The organism is Solibacillus sp. CAU 1738, from assembly GCF_039888725.1.
Taxonomy (GTDB): domain Bacteria; phylum Bacillota; class Bacilli; order Bacillales_A; family Planococcaceae; genus Metasolibacillus.
On the sequence record NZ_JBDQQN010000001.1, the window covers coordinates 941,445 to 964,534 of the forward strand.

The window sequence follows — 23,090 nt, forward strand, 5'->3', positions numbered from 1 at the left end:
TAGTTAGCATTGTCTCTAATTACGTGCAATGTTACATATAAATTTATGTTATCTATTTAGTTCTTGTTTGAGTTTTCCAAAATAGGCTTCTTGTATTTTGGGGTTGTTTATTAATTCTTTAGCTGTACCCGACATTGTTATCTTGCCATGTGCTAATACGCATGCATTATCGGCAATCTTTAAGGCAGCTTTTACATTCTGTTCTACTAAAATAATTGAAGTGTTACGTTCATCACATAGTTTACGTAAAATATTCATAATATCTTTCACTATTAATGGAGCAAGTCCTAATGTTGGTTCATCAAGTAGTAAGACTTTAGGATTGGCCATTAAACCGCGTCCAATAGCTACCATCTGTTGCTCACCACCTGACAATAATCCAGCAGAACGATTAAGCATAGGCTTTAAGCGTGGAAATAACTCTATGATTTCATCAAAGTCATACTGAATAGTTTTCTTATCTTTTCTATAACGATGATAAGAACCTAATATTAGATTATCTTTTACAGATAGGGAAGAAAAAATTTGTCTTCGTTCAGGCACTAAACAAATTCCTTTGGAAACAGTCTTCTGTACACTGTCTTTTGTAATTTTAAACCCTTTGTATTCAATATTTCCGTTACTTGGTGTATACACACCTGCTAAAGTACCGAGTAGGGTACTCTTCCCAGAACCATTTGAGCCGACAATTGATAGTAATTCACCTTCTGATAATACAAAATCTAAACCTTTAAGAACATGTAAAAAGCCATGATAGGTATGCAAATTTTCAACTTTAAGCATTTGCAACACCTACTTCATTATCATCGCCCAAGTATGCTGCCACAACAAGTGGATTTTGGAAAATCTCTAAAGGTTTACCTTCTCCAATTTTTATACCATTGTCTACTACGATTAAACGATCTGAAATAGACAAAACAGTTTCCAAGTCATGTTCCACGAATAAAAATGTAATTCCATTTGCTCGCATTTTCAAAATAACCTCCACTAATTGTTTTGATTCTTCAGCGTTTAGGCCTGCCATTGGCTCATCTAGTAAAATAAGTTGAGGTTTTGAAATTGCAGCACGTGTCAAAGGTAAATTAGATCAGAAAAAAATCCAAAATTGCTTTTCTAAAGTCGTACAGAGACATGAAGCATTCAAAACCCGATTCGACATGGTGGATGGTGAAGTAGTTCAAATTATCGAAGAAAATGTAGATTTTAAAGTGATGTATCAAACGACTGAGAAAGAGAATTTAGAAGAAGCAATAACAGAAAATATAAAGCGATTTAACCTAGAAAAAGCACCATTATTGCGAGTAACTTTTATTAGCTTAAATGAGGTAGAACATGTAATGGTTCTTGATATGCATCATATTATCTCAGACCAGAGTTCATTAGGTATACTTCTAAAAGAAATCGGATTAATTTATCAATGTGAAGAACTTCCTGATTTAGAGATTCAGTATAAAGATTTTGCCAAATGGCAAAACGATTTTTACAAAAGCGGAAAAGTCAGTAAATCAAACTACCACGGATTATCCAGCACATAAAACGGTGTTAAATATTTTTGAAAAGTATGCCAGAGATACGCCAAATGCTATTGCTATTGAGTGGTTGGAGGAAGAAATTTCGTACAAACAGTTAAATAATATGGCAAATCAGTTAGCGGAAAAACTCAAAGAAAGAAATATTGAACATCAGGATAAAGTGGCAATACTTTTAGACCGTGGCTATATTCAAATTGTCAGTATGTTGGGCATTATGAAACTTGGTGCGGTGTATGTGCCAATTGACCCTAAATATCCTCCAGAAAGAATTGAGTATATTCTAGAGGATTGCAGAAGCAAAGTGATTGTAACAGATCATTCTATGGAAGAAAAAGTAAGTTCGGAAATTGAGAAATTCCTAATTGATGAAGATGAAAATACACTAAATAGAGAATATGATAGCGGGATAGAATCTAAGTATACACCGAAAAATTTCAATAGTGATGATCTTATTTATGTTATCTATACGTCCGGTTCTACAGGTAAACCAAAAGGAACATTAATTAAGCATAAAAATGTAGTTCGTGTAGTTAAGAGTACTAATTATATCGAAATAAGTGAAAATGACAGAATTATGCAAATATCTAATTATGTATTTGACTGTTCAGTATTTGATATTTATGCAGCTCTACTGAATGGTGCCAATCTTGTAATTATTCCAAGAGAGACCTCCCTTGATATTCCATTACTTGCAGACTTTATAGACAAGAAAAGAATTAGTGTTTTTTGTATTTCGACAGCATTATTCCACATGTTAGTTGACTGGAAGGTCGAGTTTTTAAAGAATGTGCGTAAAATCATTGTAGCTGGAGAACAGATTTCTCTAACACATGCGCAACAAACTGTAAAACAAATCGGTAAAGGAAAGCTTATTAATGCATATGGTCCAAGTGAATCGGCAGTATTTGCAACATATTATCCCATAGATGATATAGAGGATGTTTCTATTATTCCTATCGGCTATCCATTGTCTAATACAACGGTATATGTAGTCGACGAAAAGAAACAATTGGTGCCGATGAACGTTGCTGGTGAATTGTGTTTAGGCGGGGATGGAATTGGAGAAGGTTATCTAAATAGAGAAGCCCTTACAGATGAAAAATTTATTAAACTTGATGCGGTAGGCGGTAAAAGAGTGTACTGTACTGGTGATAAAGTCATATGGAACAGCAGTAGAGAACTCGTATTTTTAGGTCGCAAGGATTTTCAGATAAAAATTAGAGGATTTAGAGTCGAGCTTGGCGAAGTTGAGAGACATATTAAAAATATTGAGGGAATAAAAAATGTGATTGTTACTGCAGATAAGGATAATCTCGGAATATTATGTATGACGGCATACTATACCGTGAATGACGATAATCATAGTGAAAAATATGATGGAGATTATGTGCGAAATAATTTGATTAATAGATTACCTGAATATATGATTCCATCTAAATTTATGGTCTTAAAAGAATTCCCACTTAACTTTAGCGGCAAGGTTGATAGAAAAGCACTTGCGAAAGTTGAACACTATACTAATAAATCCACAGTGCATGATGAGCCAAGAACCCCATTAGAAAAAATAATTCTTAATACAATGCAGGTGATACTAGATGTTAAAGATTTTGGGATAAAGGATAATTTCTTCCATTTCGGCGGACAATCGATTAAAGCCATTGCTTTAATGAAGGCATTATCTAAAAAAGGTGTGGAACTAAAGATTAATGAAATTTTCCAGTATCAGACGGCAGAAAAAATTGCTGCATCGAAAGAACCGCTTTCGGAAGCTTTGCCTTCTATGAAAGAAACGATGAATACAATAAAAAATATAAAATTAAATGCAAAACAAATTAGTAGCCTCGTAAAGAATGTCACTGCTCGTATTGAAAGTGTTTCTGACATTATTACAGCATCTGATACAGTAACGGAGTTTTCTCTATCTCCAATTCAGAAAGGTCATATGTCCAAAGGGTCGAATCATAGTGGATTTATAAGTTTTATTTATGGAATATTTTCCGAAATAGTATAAATAATACTATTGAGGATGTGATAGGTAGGAATCAGTTGCTTCATTGCTCCTTGGTCGAAACCGATGGTGAAAAGAAATGGTGTGAACATGAAGTACAAAAATTTGCAACAATTATTAGTAATTATCTTACGTATGTAGATATATCTATGTATACAGAGAGTATAAAAACAAATATCATCAATAATCTTAGTGAAGAAATACTATTAAGAACATACTCAGATAATGAACTACTGTGGCGGATGTGTGTATTAAAAGAAAGTGATACGAGACATTTGATTATCTGGGGTGCAGATCATTTAATATTCGGTGGAATGAGTGCCGAGATTATCAAATTTCAGATTGAACAGGAATTAAAAGGTACATCGAAAATGGAAACACCTATTCGAAGTTTTAAAGAGTATGTTGATGTGCTGAAACAAGGACCAATAGGGATTAGTGAGAAGGAGCTAATTGAAAAATTTAATTTGGTGAAGTGGAGCGAAAATAACTGTAAGGTACTCGAACTACCAGAGAGTAATTATAATTTACGAAATAATGTGAAATTTATAATACCTCTACCGGATAAAAAACATTTAGATATTTGGTGGTATGCATTTGATTTCGTATCAGATATTTTAAGAGATTACACTGAAGCAGAAGTAATTCCCTTTGCAGTTCTTGAGTATGCAAGAAGTTATCGGGATAAGGATTTTTATAATAGCGTAGGCGAATTTTTAGATATTGTACCTATCGTTAGTGAAAAAGGGAAAAAAACATCAGTTGAAACTGCTATTCAGCTTTGTAAAGATCATTCCATTAATTATCTAACATTACTTGGGGAAGAACGATTTAGTAAGGAGTATCCAAATTTAAATCAGCTTCTTGGAAAATACTATTTTAATGATAAAAAGATTTGTAACTTCATCCTCTATAATTTCCAAGGTTTTGTTAAAGCGGAGGAGAAAAAAGCATTTGCTCACAATAATACAGAAAGCAGCATTGCACGGATGTCTGTAACATTAAATTATGATAGTGATAATCTTTACATTGAATTTGAAGATGTTATTGGAATTGATGAGGAGAAAATTGAAAAAATTGTAGAAAAAAGAAGCGAACAGGGGGAGGTTATAACAAATGAAAAATAAATATCTAACTATTTATTTAATTATTACATTTGGCTTATGTTGGGGGCTTGCATCAACATCTATGATTTTTGACGATTTTTTTACAAAAATTTTTGGTGAAACTTCATTTACTAACCCGATTGTAATGATAGCTTTGTATTCGCCATCTATTGCAGGTCTATATGTTTATTGGTTAATGGGCGGCGTTAAAGCACTAAAAAACCTTTTTAGTAAGTTTATTCCTAGGAAAAAAGATTTGATATGTTTCCCATAATTATCGGTATGTTTCTTATTTATGTAGGCAGTATTCATTTTGGTTCCATTGCAGCTGGTTTTGAAGTGCCTGAAATGACATTAACGTTCTTACAGGTCTTGTATTCGGTATCTATGTATTACTAGGATATGTAATTGAATCATTTGAATTGGCAGCAATTTTTCCATTGTACGTTATCCAGTTAATGTTATTCCTTATATTTGTTAGTTATATGTTTAATGCGACAAACGGAAATCTACTCTTTTACGTTTTATTATTCTGGCTAATTTCATCAGGTGCTAGACTTGAGCTCTATTATTTTAATGCACAGGTTCAACTATTACAGATTGCATTTTTTGCAGTTTCTGTTGTAATTATGCATTTCCTTATGAAGAAGAGGAGTATTGAACAGAAGCTTCAAGTATTACCCGAATATGTTGGGATTGGAGCATAATATTTAGTTTATATAGGAGAAATCATTATGGAGCTAAAAACATTTTTCAAATCCAAAGAAGGTAATAAAGGGCAGTTAATTTGTTTTCCTTATCTAGGTGGATATGTAAACTCGTTTTATGAAATTGTTCGTGCATTGTCGGAGGATGTTGAAATATGGGTGGCAAATCCTCCTGGACATTTTGGTTCTCAACTTGAATTAATTAGTGATATTAATGAACTGATCTCGTTATATTCTCAGGATATATCAAAAATTATTCGCCCAGGAAGCGCATTTTTTGGACATAGCATGGGTGGCATAGTGTCATATTTCTTGTTAGAAAGAATGATTCAAAATCAGGAAAAAATTCTTCCGAAAACATTAATATTATCTGCATCTGTTGCACCATCCAGCTTTGCGAATAAACAGTATAGCAAGTTTAGTGATGAAGACTTGATAAAACAAATACAGGTTTATGGAGGTATGCCAGAGGCTGTATTAAAAGACAAAGAGTTAATGAAAATTATGCTTCCAATATTTCGCGCTGATTATGGAATTTTAGAATCTTCAGCAAAAGCTCCATACAAAAAAATTGATATCGAAACACATTTGTTATGGGGAGAAAATGATAAATCCGAGAATTTTAGTTCAGCGATTATGTGGAATGATTACCTTGTTCAAGATTTAAATGTAACCTCTATGAAAAGTGCAGAGCATATGTTTATTCACAATATGGAAAATGAAGTTGTCAAATACATCAATCAGTTTATGAATTTAGAAGTGATGAAAGTAAAGGACAGATTTTAAGCTGTTCTTCCCAGGTCTGAGTAATCTTAGACCTGGGAATCGATTGTTGCATCTTGTTTAAACAAGGGCTTCGTAGACGAAAAGAGAGATTGCATACCGGCAAATTAATAAGAAGTATGATTTGCCTAAAAAAAACTTGAAAATGAGAAACAGATATTTTTGCTGTTTTGACATATGGGTAGTAATTTTAAAATTTTTATATGGTAAAAAATATATAAAATACAAATAATATTGATTAAGAAGGAGGATTCTAAATTTGAATGACATAAAGACAGATGATGGATATAAAAAATTCTTGGTCATCTGGATGGGGGACCTGATATCTAATATCGGTACTGGTATGACTGCTTTCGGTCTTGGCGTATACGTATGGCAACTTACGAAATCCGCATTGGATGTTGCTATGGTTGAAATGGCAGCGCTACTGCCCATGATCTTATTTAGTCCGGCTGCAGGAGTTCTTGCAGATCGATTTGATAGAAGACTCCTTATGATTCTTGGTGATTGTGTCTCAGGGTTGGGACTCTTTTTATTATTAGTGCTAATGAGTACAGGAAATATTCAAGTGTGGCAAATCTGCATTTGTATAGGATTTAGTTCAACGTTCTCATCATTGTTAGATCCAGCTTATAAAGCAACACTAACTGATTTACTAACAGAGGATGAGTATGCAAAGGCAAGCGGTATGGTTGGGATTGCTTCCTCTTCAAAATTTTTGATTTCACCAATTATTGGTGGTTTAATTTTAGCGTTTTACAGTATGGAAATAATTATAATTATTGATATTTTAACACTTGCTGTAACAGTTTCGACAATACTTTTTGTAAGAAAATCTCTTGCGGTAAAGCCTCAAGAAAAAAAAGAATTAGATTTTTTCAAGGATTTAAAAGAAGGATGGCAGATTATTGTTGAATCTAAAGGAGTTATGCTTCTTATAGTACTTGTTTCCGTTTTAATGTTTTATATGGGAATCATTCAAGTGCTATCAAAACCAATGATTTTATCCTTTACGAGTGAGAAAACAACGGGAATTCTTCAGACAATCGTAGCATGCGGTATGATGGTTTCCAGTATTTTGATCGGTATGGGAATCATTAAAAGAAATTTTGTAAAAGTGATGGTAGCTAGTTTTATTTTATCTGGTATTACTATGGCAGGATTCGGCGCCACAACAAGTATCCCAGTCATTATTGTTTCAGGATTTCTATTCTTTGCTTCATTACCATTTGCAACCACATGTATTGATGTTTTAATACGAAAATCCATTGACAACGAGAAACAAGGTAGAGCATGGGGACTTATTTCTTTAATATCACAAGTTGGCTTCGTATTTGCATACGTTTTTGCAGGTGTTCTTGCAGATTATGTATTTAATCCAGCATTAGTAGAAGGCGGTGTGCTAGCAAATACTGTTGGGAAAATTATTGGTACTGGTGAAACAAGAGGAATAGGTTTTTTGATCATTCTATCTGGGTTAGGACTAATAATTACGGCACTTTTTGTTTCTAAATCTAAGGGAATTCGAGAAATGGAGACACAAAAAGAAACTGAGATAATACAGACTGAAAATTCAGTTCAATAAATGAGAATTTTAAAAATAGTGAAGTCGTTTTGTTAGATGAAGGAGGAATAGCTTTGTTTCTGAAAATGGTAAAGAATGATTGCTACAGAAAGAAAATTGTTACTGCTACGATATTTATATTTATAATTATGGCAGTAATTTTGGGAGCTAGTGCAACAAATATCATTGCAAATTTAACGCAGTCAATGTCAGAACTGCAAAATAAAGCATTCCCGGCTGATATAACTCAGATGCATGCAGGAGATTATAATCAGCGAGATATCGATAGATTTACAAAAGAACACCATGAAAATATTGCGATGCAGGAAACGATGGTTCTTCTTACTTTAGATGGAAACAATATATATTTTGGAAACAATAATACAATGTCTGGTACTGTACAGGACATTTCATTTGTTGTACAAAATAAAAACTTTGACTTTATTTTGGATTTGAACAATAACAAGTTGGACGTAAAGGAAGGTACAGTCGCAGTTCCTATTTATTTTATGCAGCAATATAACTTAAAAATTGGTGAAACGATTACGGTGAAAAGAGGAGATTATGAAAAGGATTTTACAATTTCAGATTATGCTCGAGATTATGAAATGAATTCTTCTCTTACTTCGTCAAAACGTTTTGTCATCAATCAAGTTGATTATAATGAAATGCTTGTAAATCAAGTAGGCGAACGGGAATACCTAATTCAATTCAAACTAAATGAAAAAGGCGATGCTCAAGCTGTTCAGACAGCATATATTGATGCGGGTCTTCCAGCAAACGGTCCTACAGTTGGCGGGAAAATATTCTTATTGTTCAATGCCATGTCAGATTCGATAGTAGCAATGGTTATTATACTTATTAGTATTTTGCTAATTATTATTGCTTCACTCTGTATCAGACTTACGTTTCTGGCAACGATTGATGAAGATTTAAGAGAAATCGGAGTTATGAAAGCTATCGGAATATCCAAAAAAGATATTAAAAAGGTATATCTTAATAAATATAGAGCCATATCAGTAGTTGCTGGTATTGTGGGATATTTACTTTCCTTTGTAGTAGTAAATCTGTTTACTGGTAATATGAGACTTTACATATCTTCTGACTTATCAGGTAACTTAAAATATGTACTTTCTCTTATTGCTCCATTATTTGTTTATTTCATCATTACTATGTACTTCAAGAAATTACTAAAAAGAATTGATAAGATTTCTGCTGTAGAAGCATTACGCTCAGATATTATGCAGAGTGGAAAGAATAAAAAATATAGCTTCTCACTGCTTAAAAATAATTTTTTCAGTACCAATATTTATATGGGCATTAGAGATGTATTTAAGCGTTTCAAATTATATAGATTACTTATTGTTATATTTGTTATCTGTACATTCATAATTATACTTCCAATAAATGTTTTCAATACAATGAATTCACCGGAATTTTCCACATACATGGGTGTGGGGAAATCTGATATGAGAATCGATCTTCGAAAAACAGATACTATTTCACAAGATTTTAAAAAATTGCAGGAAGAATTAGAAAATGATCCGGATATTGAAAAATATGCTGCTTATATTACAGGCTCGTTTCAGGTTAAAAATGCGGAAGGTTCATGGGATTATATAAATATTGAAACAGGAGATTTTTCAGTATTTCCACTAAGTTATTTGGAAGGAAGAGCTCCGAAAGAGGATGGGGAAATTTCACTTTCTTATGCGAATGCGTCAAAAGATGGATTAGACAAGAAGGTGGGAGATAAGGTAACTGTAAAGGTTGCTGGAGCAGAAAAGACTATGAAAGTAAGTGGTATTTATCAAGATATTACAAATGGCGGGAAAACTGCAAAGGCAACTACTAGTCTTGAACTAAACGAAAATTCTATTCTATGGTATATCGTAAACATGGATGTGGCTAAGGATGTTAATATTCGTGAAAAAATGGATTACTATCAGTATAATTATGCCTCTGCACAGGTAAATGATATTAAAGAATATACTCAGCAAACTCTTGGCAATATTATTAGACAAATGAGCACCGTTGTAATAGGTGGAATTGCCATTGCATTAATAATTATTGTTTTAATTACAGCGCTATTCCTGAGAATGTTATTATCAAAGGATATGTCTCAAATAGCTATTATGCGAAGTGTGGGTTTAACCGCCAATAATATTAAACAACAATATATGGCGGGAACATTAATGGTACTAATATTAGGTATCGTAGTAGGTGTATTCGCTTCTAATTACTTAGGAGAGTTTCTTGTAAGTATGGGAATGTCTACTATGGGAGCTGCAAAAATAGAGTTAGTAAACGTTGTATGGCAGATTTGGCTACTATGTCCATTAGTATTAGTTGTAGTAGTAGGTATCACTATATCTGTGTGCTGTAAAGTAACCGTAAAAGATGATTTATCTGATATTTTAAAGGGTTAAGAAGTTGAAAGACTATGCAATGGAGGAATATATATGAATAACATTTTGGAAGCGACAAGTATTAACAAAATAGTAGAGTTAGGAAAAAATAATGAACTGCATATTTTAAAGGATGTAAATTTGGAAATTAAAGAAGGTGAGTTCGTATCCGTTATGGGGCCATCTGGCAGTGGAAAATCAACACTCTTATATAATGTAAGTGGTATGGATCGAATTTCCTCTGGCAATATACTATTTAAAGGTAATGAAATTGGAAAACTAACAGAAGAAAATCTAGCGAGGATTCGATTAAATAATATGGGGTTTATATTCCAAAATATAAATCTTTTAAAAAACCTCTCATTAATTGATAATGTTATGTTTCCTGCTCTTGTATCCAAAGATGCAGATAAAAATAAAGTATATAAAAGAGCGAAAAAATTATTTGAAACGGTAGGGATTGGAACGATTAGGAATAATAACATTAACCAGGCGTCAGGTGGACAGCTACAAAGAGTCGCGATATGTAGGGCATTAATAAATGATCCAGATATTATATTTGGAGATGAACCGACTGGAGCATTAGATTCTAAATCCGCTGCAGAGATTATGTCGCTTTTAACAGAAATAAATAAAAAAGGGACAACAGTAATGCTGGTGACACATGATGCAAAAGTTGCGGCAAAAACAGAGAAAATATTATATATGGTAGATGGGAAAATTGTAGCTCAAAAGAAAATGAGTAAATATGATGCGCAGATTGACAATATTAAGGAAAGAGAAGAAAGCATTTTGAAATGGATAGTGGAAAATACTGATTCTTATAACAACAAGGATGTATCTGAAGAGAAGATGACAAAGTAATCATTACTTTTGTATTTCTTGTTGGCGAATTATAATATAAGGTGAAATCTAAAGACCAGCAGTAATTAAATTTTTTACGGAGTACAATTATGATATATAAATATGCAATAAACATAACAGAAAAAGCTTATTTAGATGTATTCCAACAATTTGAGCTAATGATTTCTTCTGAAAGAAAAGAAAAAGTAAGCAAATTCCACTTTGATGAAGATAAAAAGCGCTCTATATTGGCAGAAGTTCTACTACGCCATTCTTTAAAGAAGAACTTTGGAATTACACATGACCAGATTCAATTCACTAATAATCAATATGGTAAGCCTAATCTTAAAAATTTTGACCAAATTCATTTTAATTTGGCACACTCAGGTGACTGGGTTGTATGTGTAGTGAGTGATGCTCCTATTGGAATAGACGTAGAACAAATAACTACGATTGATATGGGCATTGCAAAAGCCTATTTTACAAGCAGGGAGTATAAGGATATTTTAAGCCAACCAAAAGACAAACAAATACAGTATTTTTATAAACTTTGGACATTGAAAGAAAGTTATGTGAAAGCTGAAGGAAAAGGATTGTCTATTCCACTTAATTCTTTTTCGTTTTGCATTCAATCTCAAGCAATACAAATGTTTGAAAGTAACCAACTGTCAAAGAAATATAGCTTTCAAGTGTTCAATCTAGATGATTTTCATATAGTTGCCTTGTGCTCCAAGAAGTTTTCGGAAGAACCAATTTCCATTGTTTCTTTTGATCATATTGATATATGGTAAATTAAAAAATAACTACCCATTAATATTAAAAACGGGTTGTCCTAGTCATTGAACTGCGCCCTATAAAGTAGACAATTTAATAATAAGGAATGTTTCGCTACTATGCGGCAATTAGATGACTTCGGTAGGCTGCCGGTGTCATCTTTTTTAACGTTCATTGCTTTCTTGTATTATTGTAATGATTCATATAATCATGAATTAACTGCTTAAGTTCTATTAGACTTTCTGCTTTTTTATTATCTACATCGTCTTTTAGATGCCCGAAGAATGATTCCATGGGGCATTGTCCAAACAAATTCCTCTTCATGCTTCCCATTATATTATGAAATTTTTCCACAAATACTTAACGGAAATAGTTATTGATTACAAATTATAATCAAATAACTAATAACTGAAATATCTTAAGTATGATACAACTCTAGTTAAGTATGTGAAATGGTGTACTTAAACTATCAGGCGCTTTAGTTGAAGAAAAAACTGTTTGAAGATAAATAAAAAGGCTAGGTTCTACTATGGTAGGACCTAGCCAATTACCTAGACCCACCAGCACCCATGTGTTGCCACATACACTCTACACATATGGTATACGGAAACATAGTCTACACCTAAAATAATATTAATGTTGTAAAAATTTAGGGGTGAATGATTCTAATTCTTAGTATGAATAGACAAAAATATGATGATCAACAATCGGGCGCAATTCTTGAAGATGAATTGTGCCTTTTTCAACAATAGGGCCAGATTGTTAGATTGAAACCTTTTTAATATTTAAACGTAAATGTTAAAAGGAGGGATAGAATGCATAATGACTCAAATTATAATAACACCATAATTAGTATAGGTCGCATTGAGATATTTCTTTGGATTATAGGTTTTTCAGTAATTGGGGTAGTGGTGGGGTATTTTTTTTCAAATATACTATCTTGGGTAAATAGTATTGAGAGATTTTCTAATCATAAGTGGATTTCACTCATAACTAAAATTACGGATTTTTTAAATTCCACATTTGGCGAATGGGCTACTTTAGTATTTATAATTATCTGGCTAGTTATTGGATTTTTTTTAGTAATAATATTGTTGAGAAAGAGTCCAACAGTATCAATTTCAAATTACAGCATAGTAATTGATAACGACTTAGAGAGTCTTACTTTCATTCGAGACGAAATACAAGAAATTTATTATGACGAAGATGAACTAGTAATAGTGGGCACCTCTGGTCACGAACTACTACGTGAATGTTATTATCTAAGAAAAGAAACTTTGAAAAATGCATTTAGAAATTATAGTTATCCATTCAGTTTAATTGATCCATATAAAACTTTTTTTAAGTTATGGTCAGCGAGCACAGAAGAGTTATCAACCGCTGCAAATGCATTGATGAAAGCAAGAGCACTTGCTATAAAGAACAAAGAGAAAGACGAAATAATAGATATTAGTGATGAATTATCCATACTAGGGGTAATAGTAAAAGATGATGATACAAAGCAATATTGGAGGTTTGTTACACCTAATCTATAAAAGATTTCTAATTGTTACATAATGAAACAAGGATTTATAAAGTACACAAACTGAATACGGTCAATGAAAGCGAAATGAAATAGACTTTTAACGAAATTGGGGGATGGCTCGTGAATCTCATTACAGGTATAGTTGTTGCAGGGATTATGTTCTTTGCATCAAGACCTTTATTGAAAAAGGAATCAAGGACACAAACGGCTATAATTAAATTAGTACTTACATTCGTTGTTGTAATTGCTTTGATCGGGGCGATATATGTTTTTTTGTACCACCTCTTTACGCGATAATTGTCGCGTTGTTGGCAACTTTTTTTCTAAACGTTAAGTGGTATACAAGGAAAGGTTTAAAGATTTTAGTATGCGTTGTGGTAGTAGTCGGCGGAGGCATTTATTATTTGTTTGCACCAAATCCTGGTTATGTAATAAACCATCTTGCTAAACATCCAGAAAGTAGCTCTTTCATCTTAGCAAAGAACGGAGAAACACTTATTTCCTATCAAGCCGATAAGCGCCGGCCACTCGCAAGTACTATGAAAATTATCATTGCAGTTGAATATGCTGAACAAGCAGCAGCAGGCAAAATTGATCCACAACAAAAGGTTTCTTTGGATGAACCAAACCGTTTTTATTTAAAAAACACTGATGGTGGTGCACATTCTGCTTGGCTGGAAAAAATGAAGGAAGATAATCGGATTGATGGAGGTCAAGTCACCCTCCATGATATTGCTAAAGGAATGATTCGGTTTAGTTCTAACGCAAATACGGATTATCTTCTGAATGTTCTTGGCGTAGATCTAGTTAACGAGCGGATTAAAAAGTTGGGACTTGAAGGACACGAGCCCTTATATCCAATTGTTAGTTCTTTGCTTGTCCCAAACCAATTGAAGAATGAAGATATGGATGAAAACGAACTGGAATCGTTGTTACGCGATTTATCAAACAAAGAGTATAGGGAAATAACGCTAAAAATAAATCAAGAAATCCAATCCGGTGGGCTCCAGCTTTCTGGCTTAAACTCTGATGAGTCGCCTACGATAGAAAGAGTGTGGTCTGACCGTCTTCCTCGTGCAACAGCCAACGATTACTACAAATTACTGGTAATGATCAACGAAGACGATACATTCTCTGACGATAAGGAAAAATATCTACGCGACTTACTAGAGTGGCCTATGGAAAAATCGAGTACTAAGGAGCGATTTGTTCATTTTGGTGGGAAAGGAGGGTCAACTACATCTGTACTGACCCAAGCCTTGTATGCCGAAGATCATGAAGGCAACACCTATGAGCTTATTATGCTTGCAGAGGACATGTCGTTACTACAATTATATGACCTTCAGGGGAGCTATGACTACTTTCTCGATAAAATCTTCGATGAGCCTGATTATTGGAAGAAGGTACAGGAAAAGATATCTTCATAGGTTTTTACAGGCTATTGAAGAAAAATAACAAATGGGCGCTTTAGCTGAAGAATCATAAACGGATGTTATGTCGATTAGGGATGCATGTAACATACAAATATGAATTAAAGTAATAGGAGTCTAGTCAGACTTATGCTGATTTACAACGTTAAGCTAAGTGCTTAAAGTTACCAAACACCGCTTTGGGGACTTTTTATATTTCAACTAATGCTTAAATAAAGGAACTTTCCAATAATATGAAACTTATTTCTTTGCTAGGAAGTCTTAAAGGGAAAGGAAATAAATGGGGGGGTATAATGGGGTATTCAGAAATCATAGTAATTCTTATAGTTTATAGTGGACTGATTACGTTTTTTTTGCTTCCATTTCGAAGTGGAATGAACGTAATAAATCAGCAAAAAGGTCAGATAAAGTTCACTCAAATTTTTAAGGAGAATTTTATTGGAATTATTTTTCATAAGAAAGCGATACTTGCCATTATTCTACTAACTTTTACGCTATTTTGCGTTTGGTCAGCATACGCCGATACAGAATATCATTTTAATGCTCACAGTGGGTATCCTCCAATTAGTACAGAGCTAAACGCTATCTATTCTATGATTGGTGTGTTTCTGTACACAGTTGTACTTGCTTTATGTATAGCATTTTTGAAAACACTAAAAATAGTAAAGGCTGTACGTTAACAACAAGGTAAATGCAAGCACTACGCATATCTTCATTTGAATATGATATAAATTAAATAACGTTCCCAAATCAAAGTTTGGAAACACACTTAAAAGCCACGAATGTTGAGAAATGAACTGCTCCCTGTCAAGTAGACAGTGGAAATAATAAAAATGCTTTAAGCGGCTTGGGACCTGTATTCAAGGGGGCTCAAGCCGTTTAATGTTTCTTGGTAACGTTCTTTATTGTAGAACTCTATGTACTTATCAATGGCGTGCTTTAACGATTCATACGACTCATATTTATGTAAATAATACTTCTCTACTTTTAACGTTCCCCAAAATGCTTCAATCGGTCCATTATCGATACAGCGACCTACTCTCGACATACTGTGTGTTATATCTGCTTTGTCCAGGATTCGCTTAAATTCTTTGGATGTATATTGATAACCACGATCGCTATGTAAAAGCGGGAATTCATCATCTTTTAATGCTCGAATAGCCGGTCTTATCGTCTTAAAGACTAGTTCATTATTATTTGAATGTCCCAAACTGGCTTTGCCGAAATGAAAGCGATCGAAACATTGATTCATCAAAGTAGTGCTGATTGGACGGTTGTACGTATCGTGAACGCTAAAGTCAAAAGTGATGGCAAAGGTTATGCGGTTTTGCTTGGTGATACAAAGGGGCGTTTTAGCGTTTCAAGAAAAAACGTAGCCCTGTGAATGTATGATGGAATTCGTAAATCAGAATGGATTGGCAAAATGCCGATTGTCTTTAACGAATAAGGGGGAATTTGCATGACGATTTTAGCTTGGATTTTACAAGGGGGACTGGCAGTAATGTTTTTAATAGCAGGTACAGGAAAAACACTCGGTTCAAAAATGCACATTGAGGGCTTTAACAAATGGGGCTACCCACAATGGTTTCGTGTTGTAACAGGTGTGATTGAATTAGGAGCAGCCATTTTATTAATCGTCGGTTTTTGGAATGAAACAGCAGCCTTAATCGGAGCAGCTATTTTAGTAGCAGTGGGAATTGGCGGCGTCATTACACATGTTCGTATAAAAGACACAATGAAAGAAACAGCAACAATATTAATACTTGGTGTTTTAGCACTTATTTTATTAATTATCCTACTATAAAAGAAGGTGAATACGATGAACTTCGAATTTGGGGTTTATTCATTAGGGGAACGATTTCCAGATGCACATGGCAACGTCCTCTCTGCACAAGAACGAATTGAAAATATCATTCAAATGGCCAAATGGGCGGATGAAGCTGGGCTTAATGTGTTTGGAGTTTGTGAACATCACAATTTAGATTTTGTCACGTCCAGCTTTGCGATGATACTTGCAGCCATTGCACGGGAAATAAAAAACATAAAACTGACAAGTACACTATCTGTTATTAGTACAGCTGATCCAGTACGTGTCTACGAAGATTTTGCGACACTTGATTTATTAAGCGGTGGACGCACGGAAATTATTATGGGACGTGGATTGTATTTAGAAAGCTTTGAACTATTTGGTGAAAGCCTTGATGATTACGATAGATTATTTGAAGAAAAAATTAAACTCTTTATGCAGTTACAAGAAAATGAGATCTTGAATTGGCAAGGAGAATTTCGTTCGCCTTTACTCAATGCTCAAATTGCCCCTCGTCCAGTACAATCAAAAATTCTGATGTGGATTGGCGTGGGCGGAACACCAGGAAGTGCAATTCGTGCTGGGAAGCTCGGGCTAAATCACGCTCAGCACTCATGGCATTGTGAAGCCGTGGGTTGTTTGAAGTTAGTATAACGATTAATAACGAATTTCCATTGAGAAATTCGTTTTTTCTTTGCTCTCTAAAAACAGAATTAAATGTATTTTTGTTGAAGTTTCACCAAAAGAGTGGATTCTGCATTATGATTTAGTTTGATGGTAATTATTTGAATGATATTTGCTCATTTAGAGTTAATATTTGTGTATAAAAATTTTCGTCGAAGATATCTTTCAAACCAGATGTGAATCTATATAATGACGTCTATCAATTATTATTTAAACTCATAAATAATAATTGATGTAGCAATAAACTCTTCACCTTGTTTTACGCCCGTAATATGGAGTGATTGGTCTATCGCTAAATCCTCTTTAGTGGCTTTTGCATCTGTATAGGTTTTTCCCATATCTGTACTCGTTCGCTTTATATAATTCGTGTTATCATTTAGTTTTACATGGTATTTGACAATATTCTTACCTAAACCAACAAATGCTACGGTACTTCCATCTTCTAATTCTTGTGTTGTCGAAAGATTTATAGTTAAGTCTTGTCCGTTTATGTTTAAGATAATCCCTTCAATTTCTACTTTGGGAGCATTTTTTTTAGGTGCCTCTTTTTGTTCTAATTTTACAGTTTCTTGTAAGATTGAAGAATCACCATCTACAACAAATGACTCCCATATGACAATAACATCTGCTGTTTGTTGATCTTGTTGTAACCATAGCCTAATATTAGTATTTTGCTTTATTTTCTCAAATTCACTTTTTTTTATTTCTGTATATTTAATAACGTCTTTTGTTTTATCCGTTTCAAATGTTTGGACAAATATTTTAGTGTCACCATTTATTGTAACTGTATTTTTTTCTAGCGAGCCATTAATCATTTCATTATCAGAAAGAAAACCCTGGTAATACTCGATACTTAATGGATCTATTCTAACAAGTGACCCTTGTCCATCCGCCTCACGAGTGGGTATATTTTCATTCCCTATAAAATGCGTTGTACGATTCGTTAACCCTAGTAAACTTCCAAACTGAATCTTTGCTACGTAATAAGAAGGGACACTCATAAGCATTACGAAAATTAAAACAACACATTGAATGATAAATGTGTGTTGTTTCGTCATACGTGCTATTAAAAAATAGAAGAAGATACCTAATCCTCCACCAGCAGTATTCAATAATACATCATCTATGTCAGCGCTACCTAGTGAAAATGCATATTGAGAAGCTTCCAAAAGCACACTTATGCTAATCACTGTGATGATTACCAAAATATATCGATTTCTCATTTTCTCAAAGAGGCTAGGCAGTAATAATCCTAAAGGAATAAAAATAACGACATTTCCTAAAATATTTGATACGCCCCATAACCAATTATCGGATTGTAATACCGTTTTAAAATCAGCAAAGATTTGAAATGGAATGACATTATACGAACGAAACGTACTTAACTCTACAGTAAATAATTGAAGCAAAGAGATATTTTTAAATAATATGATCTTCAGTAAACAAACAATATATATCACGAAAATGATATACAATAATCCTGAAACTAGCTTCTTTTGCATGTTAAAACCCACACTTTCTCTATATGTTCACTTGATAGTATTTATTCTATTGATGAAATCTCTAAAGATACTGGAAACTTTCATATGAAAAATAAAGGATTTTTAGAGGATTCATTGATATACTATTTTTGAGATTCTAAACATATAAGGGAAGTTTTTATGCGCATATTACTTATAGAAGATGATATCGATTTATGCCAAACGATTTATTTACAATTATTGAACCAAGGATATTATGTGGACCGCTATCATAATGGAGAAGATGCACTTCATTACGCTCTTAAATCGGACTACGATTTAATTATTTTGGATCGCATGCTTCCAATTATTGATGGGTTAAGTATCACGCAAGTTCTTCGAAACAAACAAATCAATACACCTATTATTATGGTGACTGCCATGAGTGAAATTAACAATCGAATAGAGGGGTTAGATGCTGGAGCAGACGATTACTTGATAAAACCATTTGCTATGGAAGAATTATTTGCTCGAATTCGTGCGCTTGTTAGACGTCCCGCTAACATTGAAAATATTGAAATACTCACTTTCTCAAACATTACAGTAGATACTACGAATAAACTGTTGGTTTGTAATGATAAGAAACTCTCTCTATCAAAACGAGAAATAGAGTTGCTAGCTTTTCTCATCAAAAATAAAAATATCCCTGTTTCGCGGGATCGCATACTAGCCCATGTATGGGGGGCTGATACGACCGTAGAAATGGGGAATCTTGATAACTATATACATTTTTTAAGAAGAAGATTAAAAAATGTAGGCAGCGATGCAATTATAAAAACGATTTACGGTGTTGGCTATCAAATAAAGGAATCTGAATCATGCTGAAAAAGGCAAAAAGAAACCTCATTCTTTTATACACTGTTTCTACTGGAATGATTCTGACATTAGTAATATGTTTGCTTGTCAATTCTTCCATTAACCAAGCGATTACAATTGAGAAAAACTTATTTCAAAATACTATTTCGACATTAACTTATTTGACACAAAACAGTAAGGATATAACGCATTCACAGTTATCAGAAATCGAAAATCAAATGCATATAATGATTGATTTACAAGAATTAGACTCATCTAATAAAGGGCCACTGACACCCAAAACAAATAGAGAAACTTTATTCAAAACTTTAAAAAATGAGCTAAGTAAAATTTCGATGATCGCAAACTTCTCTGGAGATTTAGTAGATCTAAATTCTATTGTCAAGATAGAAGGGGATAAGCATGATTCATATTATGGAACCCGTTTGACACTCCCGAACACAAAAGAGGAAATCTACATACTTTATTACTTAGATTTATCTAAAATAATATCGATGGAAACAGTACTTTACTATGTATTTATTGAAGTGATTGGCTTAGTGCTTCTATTTCTTCTAAGTAAAATCCTAGTGAAGAAAGCTTTAATTTCTGTTGACATCAATATTCAAAAACAAAAAGAATTTATTGCAGCTGCGTCGCATGAATTAAAATCTCCATTAGCTGTTATTCAAGCAAATGCTTCTGCTATCAAATTCGATCCTTCACGAACAACTTTCTATATAAATGGTATTATGAATGAATCGGAGCGGATGTCTCGATTAATACAAGATATGCTATTCCTAGCCTCGAATGATTCACATAATTGGACAATCCAAAAACAGCCCATTGACACTGAAACATTTTTAATTGAAACATATGAAAAAAATCTGTCATGTTGTCATGAGAAAGAACAAGTACTTACACTTGATTTACCAGAAGGTGAATTACCATCTTTTCATGCTGATAAAGAACGAATAGAACAGGTACTTGCTATTCTTTTGGATAATGCCATTAGCTATTCGCCAAGAAAAAGTGAAATTACGATTCGTTCCTTGCTTAAAAAAGATACAATTTTATTTGAAGTTGAAGATTACGGTCCAGGTATACCTGAATCAGCAAAAGAAAATATCTTTAATCGCTTTTACCGAGCAGATCCATCTAGGTCAAATAAAAAACATGTTGGATTAGGGTTAAGCATTGCACTTGAAATAATTAAATTACACAAAGGGAAAATAACCTTAAAAGATACCCTGAATGGTGGGGCTACTTTTATTGTTGAACTTCCTATCAAATAAACTAAAAAGCTAACAGAAATTCTGTTGGCTTTTTCGTCTGCAAAGTTTCTAACATGTTGGTGATAGCTGTGTAGCGATAATAAAATCGTTTAATTTTATCCCTAGAAATGTACTCGACAACGAGATAGAAGATTTTGTGATTTTAGAACACGAATGAAGTAAACGTAAGGTATTGGACAAATATACTCGGAAGAAGGCAATTAAATTATGAACAACTCTTTAGAAACAAACAGCAATGCAACAGTTTAACTGCAAGTTTTGGCTTGGCAACTTTTCAAGAAAAGGATATAGCGAAAACGATGGTATTATGCAAAAAATGACTGAAATTTGGTCCTTACCTGAGGTAGATTCTCAAGCTGACAAAGGAACCGAGATAGTTATGAAATATTAGATTAAAAAAGCACAGGTGCTATCATATGAGTTTGTATTTTTATGGTCGAATTTAATAATAAATATAAAGGTATTATCATTATAGGAAAAACTTTGGCTTATCGTTTAAACCATTTCATAACATTTTGAATTTTAGATGATATAATGGATGGGACTTTAATGTCTAAAACCCCATAAAAAAGAAATATTTGGTGAAAAAGCGATTCATTAGCTATAAGCTTTAGAAAATATGTTTTCATACATATTTATTTCGGAAAGGATTACATAACCAATGGTTAATAAAAACGATCTAATGGCATTAGAAGATGATGTGTTAAATTTGGAAGAAGCGGAGGAGCTACTAGCCCAACAATTAGAAGATAGCTTTAAAGACTTAGAATTACTTAAAAATGACAAAGAAGTATTGAAAAATCCTGAAAATTTAGGAAAAGTCATTTTAGACGAAGTATGGAAACAATTCGGCAATCAAATCGGGTTAGATATTACAAATGAGACGTTAATTCAAAAGTATGATCGAGAGCATCCGGAAGCCTACCGTGACATCAAAGATTCAGTCTTGCAAGACCCCGCCTATAGGGAAGCTAATAAAGAAATGGCTGATCAACAAAAGGTAGGTACCTTAAAAGATACCTATACCGGTAAAGATTTGAAAGCGAACGATAAGGCGAATTTAGATCATGTTGTTCCCCGAAAAGAACTTTATGAAAACCAACGAAGAAAGCAAGCAAATAGGAGTGTTTCAGAGCTTGCAAACAAAAAAGAAAACTTAAAGCCAACGAATGAATCACTAAACAAAAGTAAAGGTGCGAAAAGTAATCAGGAATATATTGAAAAGCGGAAAGAACGAGAAGCCGATCTTATTAAACAAAACGAAAGAGCCAATAAAAAGATTGATGAATCGAACTTGTCGGATGCAGAAAAACGTGCCAAAAAGGAAAAAAATAATAAACGATTAAACGACAAGCTCGCTGCTGATGATGAATTGATGAAGCAAGCAGACAAAGAAGCACGCAAAGCAATTAACCGAGACATTCGAAAAAATGCCGCTAAAGAAGCTGGGAAAAAGGCTGGGAAAGATGCACTAAAAACAATGGCCGTTTCGGCTTTATTTGCGCTTTCGAAAGACATCATGAATGGGTTAATTCGATTTTTAAAGCTAAAATCGAAATCTTTCAAATCTTTTTTAGAAGAAATGAAGCAATCGTTAAAATCCTTCTTCTCTAAAATTACAAGCTTTTTAAAAACTGGTACTTCTACCTTCATTAGTACGATTATTTCAGAAATTTTCGGACCAATTGTCAGTATGTTTAAAAAATTGGCGAGTTTGATTAAACAAGGGGTTTCCTCTTTAATGGAAGCCATTCATTATTTGCGAGATAAAAATAATCGCAATAAACTGCTATCTGTCAAAGTAGCGCACGTCGGCAAAATTATTACAGCTGCATTAGCAGGTGGTAGCGCAATATTTTTAAGCGAAGTGTTTGAGAAATTTTTATTAACTGTCCCAGGCTTTCAAACCCCCATTCCATTAATGGGCACGTTAGCCAATATCATTGGATTATTTTTAGCAAGCTTAATATCCGGTGTCATGGGCGCAATCATTTTGAATTTAATCGATAGATTTATTTCGAAAAAATTAGATGCACAACAAACACAAGCGGTCATTGATCAAAATAATCAAATTTTAAATATTCAGAATGTCCAATTTGCTGTTGCGGAAGAGAACGCTACGAGGGTAAAAGAAAATGCGATGAAGGACATTTTTGAAACGAATGCTTACGCAAATAATATGATTGAACAATCCCTTCATAATATTTTTAAAAAAGACGTAACCGATGTAGCAGAACAACGACCAGTAATAGACGAAACACAAGCGAGATTATTAAAACTTCAAAAAGAGCTTGAAGATTTACTATAAG

20 protein-coding genes and 3 pseudogenes are annotated in these 23,090 nt (G+C 33.4%); 18 read left to right on the forward strand and 5 right to left on the reverse strand.

Annotated features, from left to right (window positions below):
• Window positions 1–48: 48 nt before the first annotated feature.
• Complete coding sequence (locus tag AAFN87_RS04720) at window positions 49–783, reverse strand: ABC transporter ATP-binding protein (protein ID WP_347789867.1); 735 nt, start codon at window positions 781–783, stop codon at window positions 49–51.
• Window positions 776–1,075, reverse strand: a pseudogene (locus AAFN87_RS04725) (ABC transporter ATP-binding protein C-terminal domain-containing protein); the annotation flags it as partial. The gene AAFN87_RS04720 and the pseudogene AAFN87_RS04725, both read right to left, overlap by 8 nt.
• 22 nt (window positions 1,076–1,097) lie before the next feature.
• Here AAFN87_RS04725 and AAFN87_RS04730 point away from each other — a divergent pair.
• The 9 genes from AAFN87_RS04730 (at window position 1,098) to AAFN87_RS04770 (ending at window position 11,742) form a co-directional block, all read left to right on the forward strand.
• Window positions 1,098–1,535, forward strand: a complete 438-nt coding sequence (locus AAFN87_RS04730) for a condensation domain-containing protein (RefSeq protein ID WP_347789961.1) — start codon at window positions 1,098–1,100, stop codon at window positions 1,533–1,535.
• Window positions 1,459–3,543, forward strand: a complete 2,085-nt coding sequence (locus tag AAFN87_RS04735; RefSeq protein WP_347789868.1) for a non-ribosomal peptide synthetase — start codon at window positions 1,459–1,461, stop codon at window positions 3,541–3,543. Before AAFN87_RS04730 ends, AAFN87_RS04735 begins: the two co-directional genes overlap by 77 nt.
• Window positions 3,544–3,593: 50 nt before the next feature.
• A complete protein-coding gene (locus AAFN87_RS04740; protein ID WP_347789869.1) occupies window positions 3,594–4,667 on the forward strand; it encodes a condensation domain-containing protein in 1,074 nt (357 codons plus the stop codon).
• Entirely contained in the window at window positions 4,657–4,920 is a 264-nt protein-coding gene (locus AAFN87_RS04745) for a hypothetical protein (protein ID WP_347789870.1), read from the forward strand. The genes AAFN87_RS04740 and AAFN87_RS04745 overlap by 11 nt, the downstream gene beginning before the upstream one ends.
• A 460-nt stretch (window positions 4,921–5,380) precedes the next feature.
• A complete protein-coding gene (locus AAFN87_RS04750; protein ID WP_347789871.1) occupies window positions 5,381–6,139 on the forward strand; it encodes a thioesterase II family protein in 759 nt (252 codons plus the stop codon).
• Window positions 6,140–6,395: 256 nt separating this feature from the next.
• Window positions 6,396–7,721 (forward strand): MFS transporter, encoded by a 1,326-nt coding sequence (locus AAFN87_RS04755; protein WP_347789872.1) that lies wholly within the window; start codon window positions 6,396–6,398, stop codon window positions 7,719–7,721.
• Window positions 7,722–7,774: 53 nt separating this feature from the next.
• The gene (locus AAFN87_RS04760) at window positions 7,775–10,129 is read left to right on the forward strand and encodes an FtsX-like permease family protein (protein ID WP_347789873.1); all 2,355 of its coding nucleotides are present in this window, start codon (window positions 7,775–7,777) and stop codon (window positions 10,127–10,129) included.
• A 33-nt stretch (window positions 10,130–10,162) separates the two neighbouring features.
• Entirely contained in the window at window positions 10,163–10,972 is an 810-nt protein-coding gene (locus AAFN87_RS04765; protein WP_347789874.1) for an ABC transporter ATP-binding protein, read from the forward strand.
• 89 nt (window positions 10,973–11,061) lie between these two features.
• On the forward strand, window positions 11,062–11,742 hold the full coding sequence (locus AAFN87_RS04770) for a 4'-phosphopantetheinyl transferase family protein (RefSeq protein ID WP_347789875.1): 681 nt from the start codon (window positions 11,062–11,064) through the stop codon (window positions 11,740–11,742).
• Window positions 11,743–11,896: 154 nt separating this feature from the next.
• Here the strand turns inward: AAFN87_RS04770 and AAFN87_RS04775 are convergent.
• Window positions 11,897–12,045, reverse strand: a pseudogene (locus AAFN87_RS04775) (integrase core domain-containing protein); the annotation flags it as partial.
• A gap of 495 nt (window positions 12,046–12,540) precedes the next feature.
• Between AAFN87_RS04775 and AAFN87_RS04780 the strand changes: the two are divergent.
• The 3 genes from AAFN87_RS04780 to AAFN87_RS04790 all read left to right on the forward strand — a co-directional run bounded on the left by AAFN87_RS04780 (window position 12,541) and on the right by AAFN87_RS04790 (window position 15,360).
• A complete protein-coding gene (locus AAFN87_RS04780; protein WP_347789876.1) occupies window positions 12,541–13,260 on the forward strand; it encodes a YqeB family protein in 720 nt (239 codons plus the stop codon).
• 394 nt (window positions 13,261–13,654) lie between these two features.
• Window positions 13,655–14,677, forward strand: coding sequence for a serine hydrolase (locus AAFN87_RS04785; protein WP_347789877.1), 1,023 nt, complete (start codon window positions 13,655–13,657; stop codon window positions 14,675–14,677).
• 296 nt (window positions 14,678–14,973) lie between these two features.
• A complete protein-coding gene (locus tag AAFN87_RS04790) occupies window positions 14,974–15,360 on the forward strand; it encodes a hypothetical protein (protein ID WP_347789878.1) in 387 nt (128 codons plus the stop codon).
• A gap of 158 nt (window positions 15,361–15,518) precedes the next feature.
• Here AAFN87_RS04790 and AAFN87_RS04795 read toward each other — a convergent pair.
• A pseudogene (locus tag AAFN87_RS04795) lies at window positions 15,519–15,890 on the reverse strand (transposase); the annotation flags it as partial.
• A 15-nt stretch (window positions 15,891–15,905) separates the two neighbouring features.
• Here AAFN87_RS04795 and AAFN87_RS04800 point away from each other — a divergent pair.
• The 3 genes from AAFN87_RS04800 to AAFN87_RS04810 all read left to right on the forward strand — a co-directional run bounded on the left by AAFN87_RS04800 (window position 15,906) and on the right by AAFN87_RS04810 (window position 17,141).
• The gene (locus AAFN87_RS04800) at window positions 15,906–16,064 is read left to right on the forward strand and encodes a hypothetical protein (RefSeq protein WP_347789879.1); all 159 of its coding nucleotides are present in this window, start codon (window positions 15,906–15,908) and stop codon (window positions 16,062–16,064) included.
• Window positions 16,065–16,139: 75 nt separating this feature from the next.
• Complete coding sequence (locus tag AAFN87_RS04805) at window positions 16,140–16,484, forward strand: DoxX family protein (protein WP_347789880.1); 345 nt, start codon at window positions 16,140–16,142, stop codon at window positions 16,482–16,484.
• A 15-nt stretch (window positions 16,485–16,499) separates the two neighbouring features.
• Window positions 16,500–17,141 (forward strand): LLM class flavin-dependent oxidoreductase, encoded by a 642-nt coding sequence (locus tag AAFN87_RS04810; RefSeq protein ID WP_347789881.1) that lies wholly within the window; start codon window positions 16,500–16,502, stop codon window positions 17,139–17,141.
• Between the two features lie 236 nt (window positions 17,142–17,377).
• Here the strand turns inward: AAFN87_RS04810 and AAFN87_RS04815 are convergent, their stop codons facing one another.
• Complete coding sequence (locus tag AAFN87_RS04815) at window positions 17,378–18,673, reverse strand: VanZ family protein (protein ID WP_347789882.1); 1,296 nt, start codon at window positions 18,671–18,673, stop codon at window positions 17,378–17,380.
• A gap of 159 nt (window positions 18,674–18,832) precedes the next feature.
• Here AAFN87_RS04815 and AAFN87_RS04820 point away from each other — a divergent pair, with 159 nt between their 5' ends.
• The 3 genes from AAFN87_RS04820 to AAFN87_RS04830 all read left to right on the forward strand — a co-directional run bounded on the left by AAFN87_RS04820 (window position 18,833) and on the right by AAFN87_RS04830 (window position 23,089).
• Window positions 18,833–19,516 carry a response regulator transcription factor gene (locus AAFN87_RS04820; protein WP_347789883.1) on the forward strand — a complete coding sequence of 228 codons (684 nt, stop codon included), beginning with the start codon at window positions 18,833–18,835 and terminating at the stop codon, window positions 19,514–19,516.
• The gene (locus AAFN87_RS04825; protein WP_347789884.1) at window positions 19,510–20,781 is read left to right on the forward strand and encodes a sensor histidine kinase; all 1,272 of its coding nucleotides are present in this window, start codon (window positions 19,510–19,512) and stop codon (window positions 20,779–20,781) included. Before AAFN87_RS04820 ends, AAFN87_RS04825 begins: the two co-directional genes overlap by 7 nt.
• A 661-nt stretch (window positions 20,782–21,442) precedes the next feature.
• Entirely contained in the window at window positions 21,443–23,089 is a 1,647-nt protein-coding gene (locus AAFN87_RS04830; RefSeq protein ID WP_347789885.1) for an AI-2E family transporter, read from the forward strand.
• The last annotated feature ends 1 nt before the right edge of the window (window position 23,090 follow it).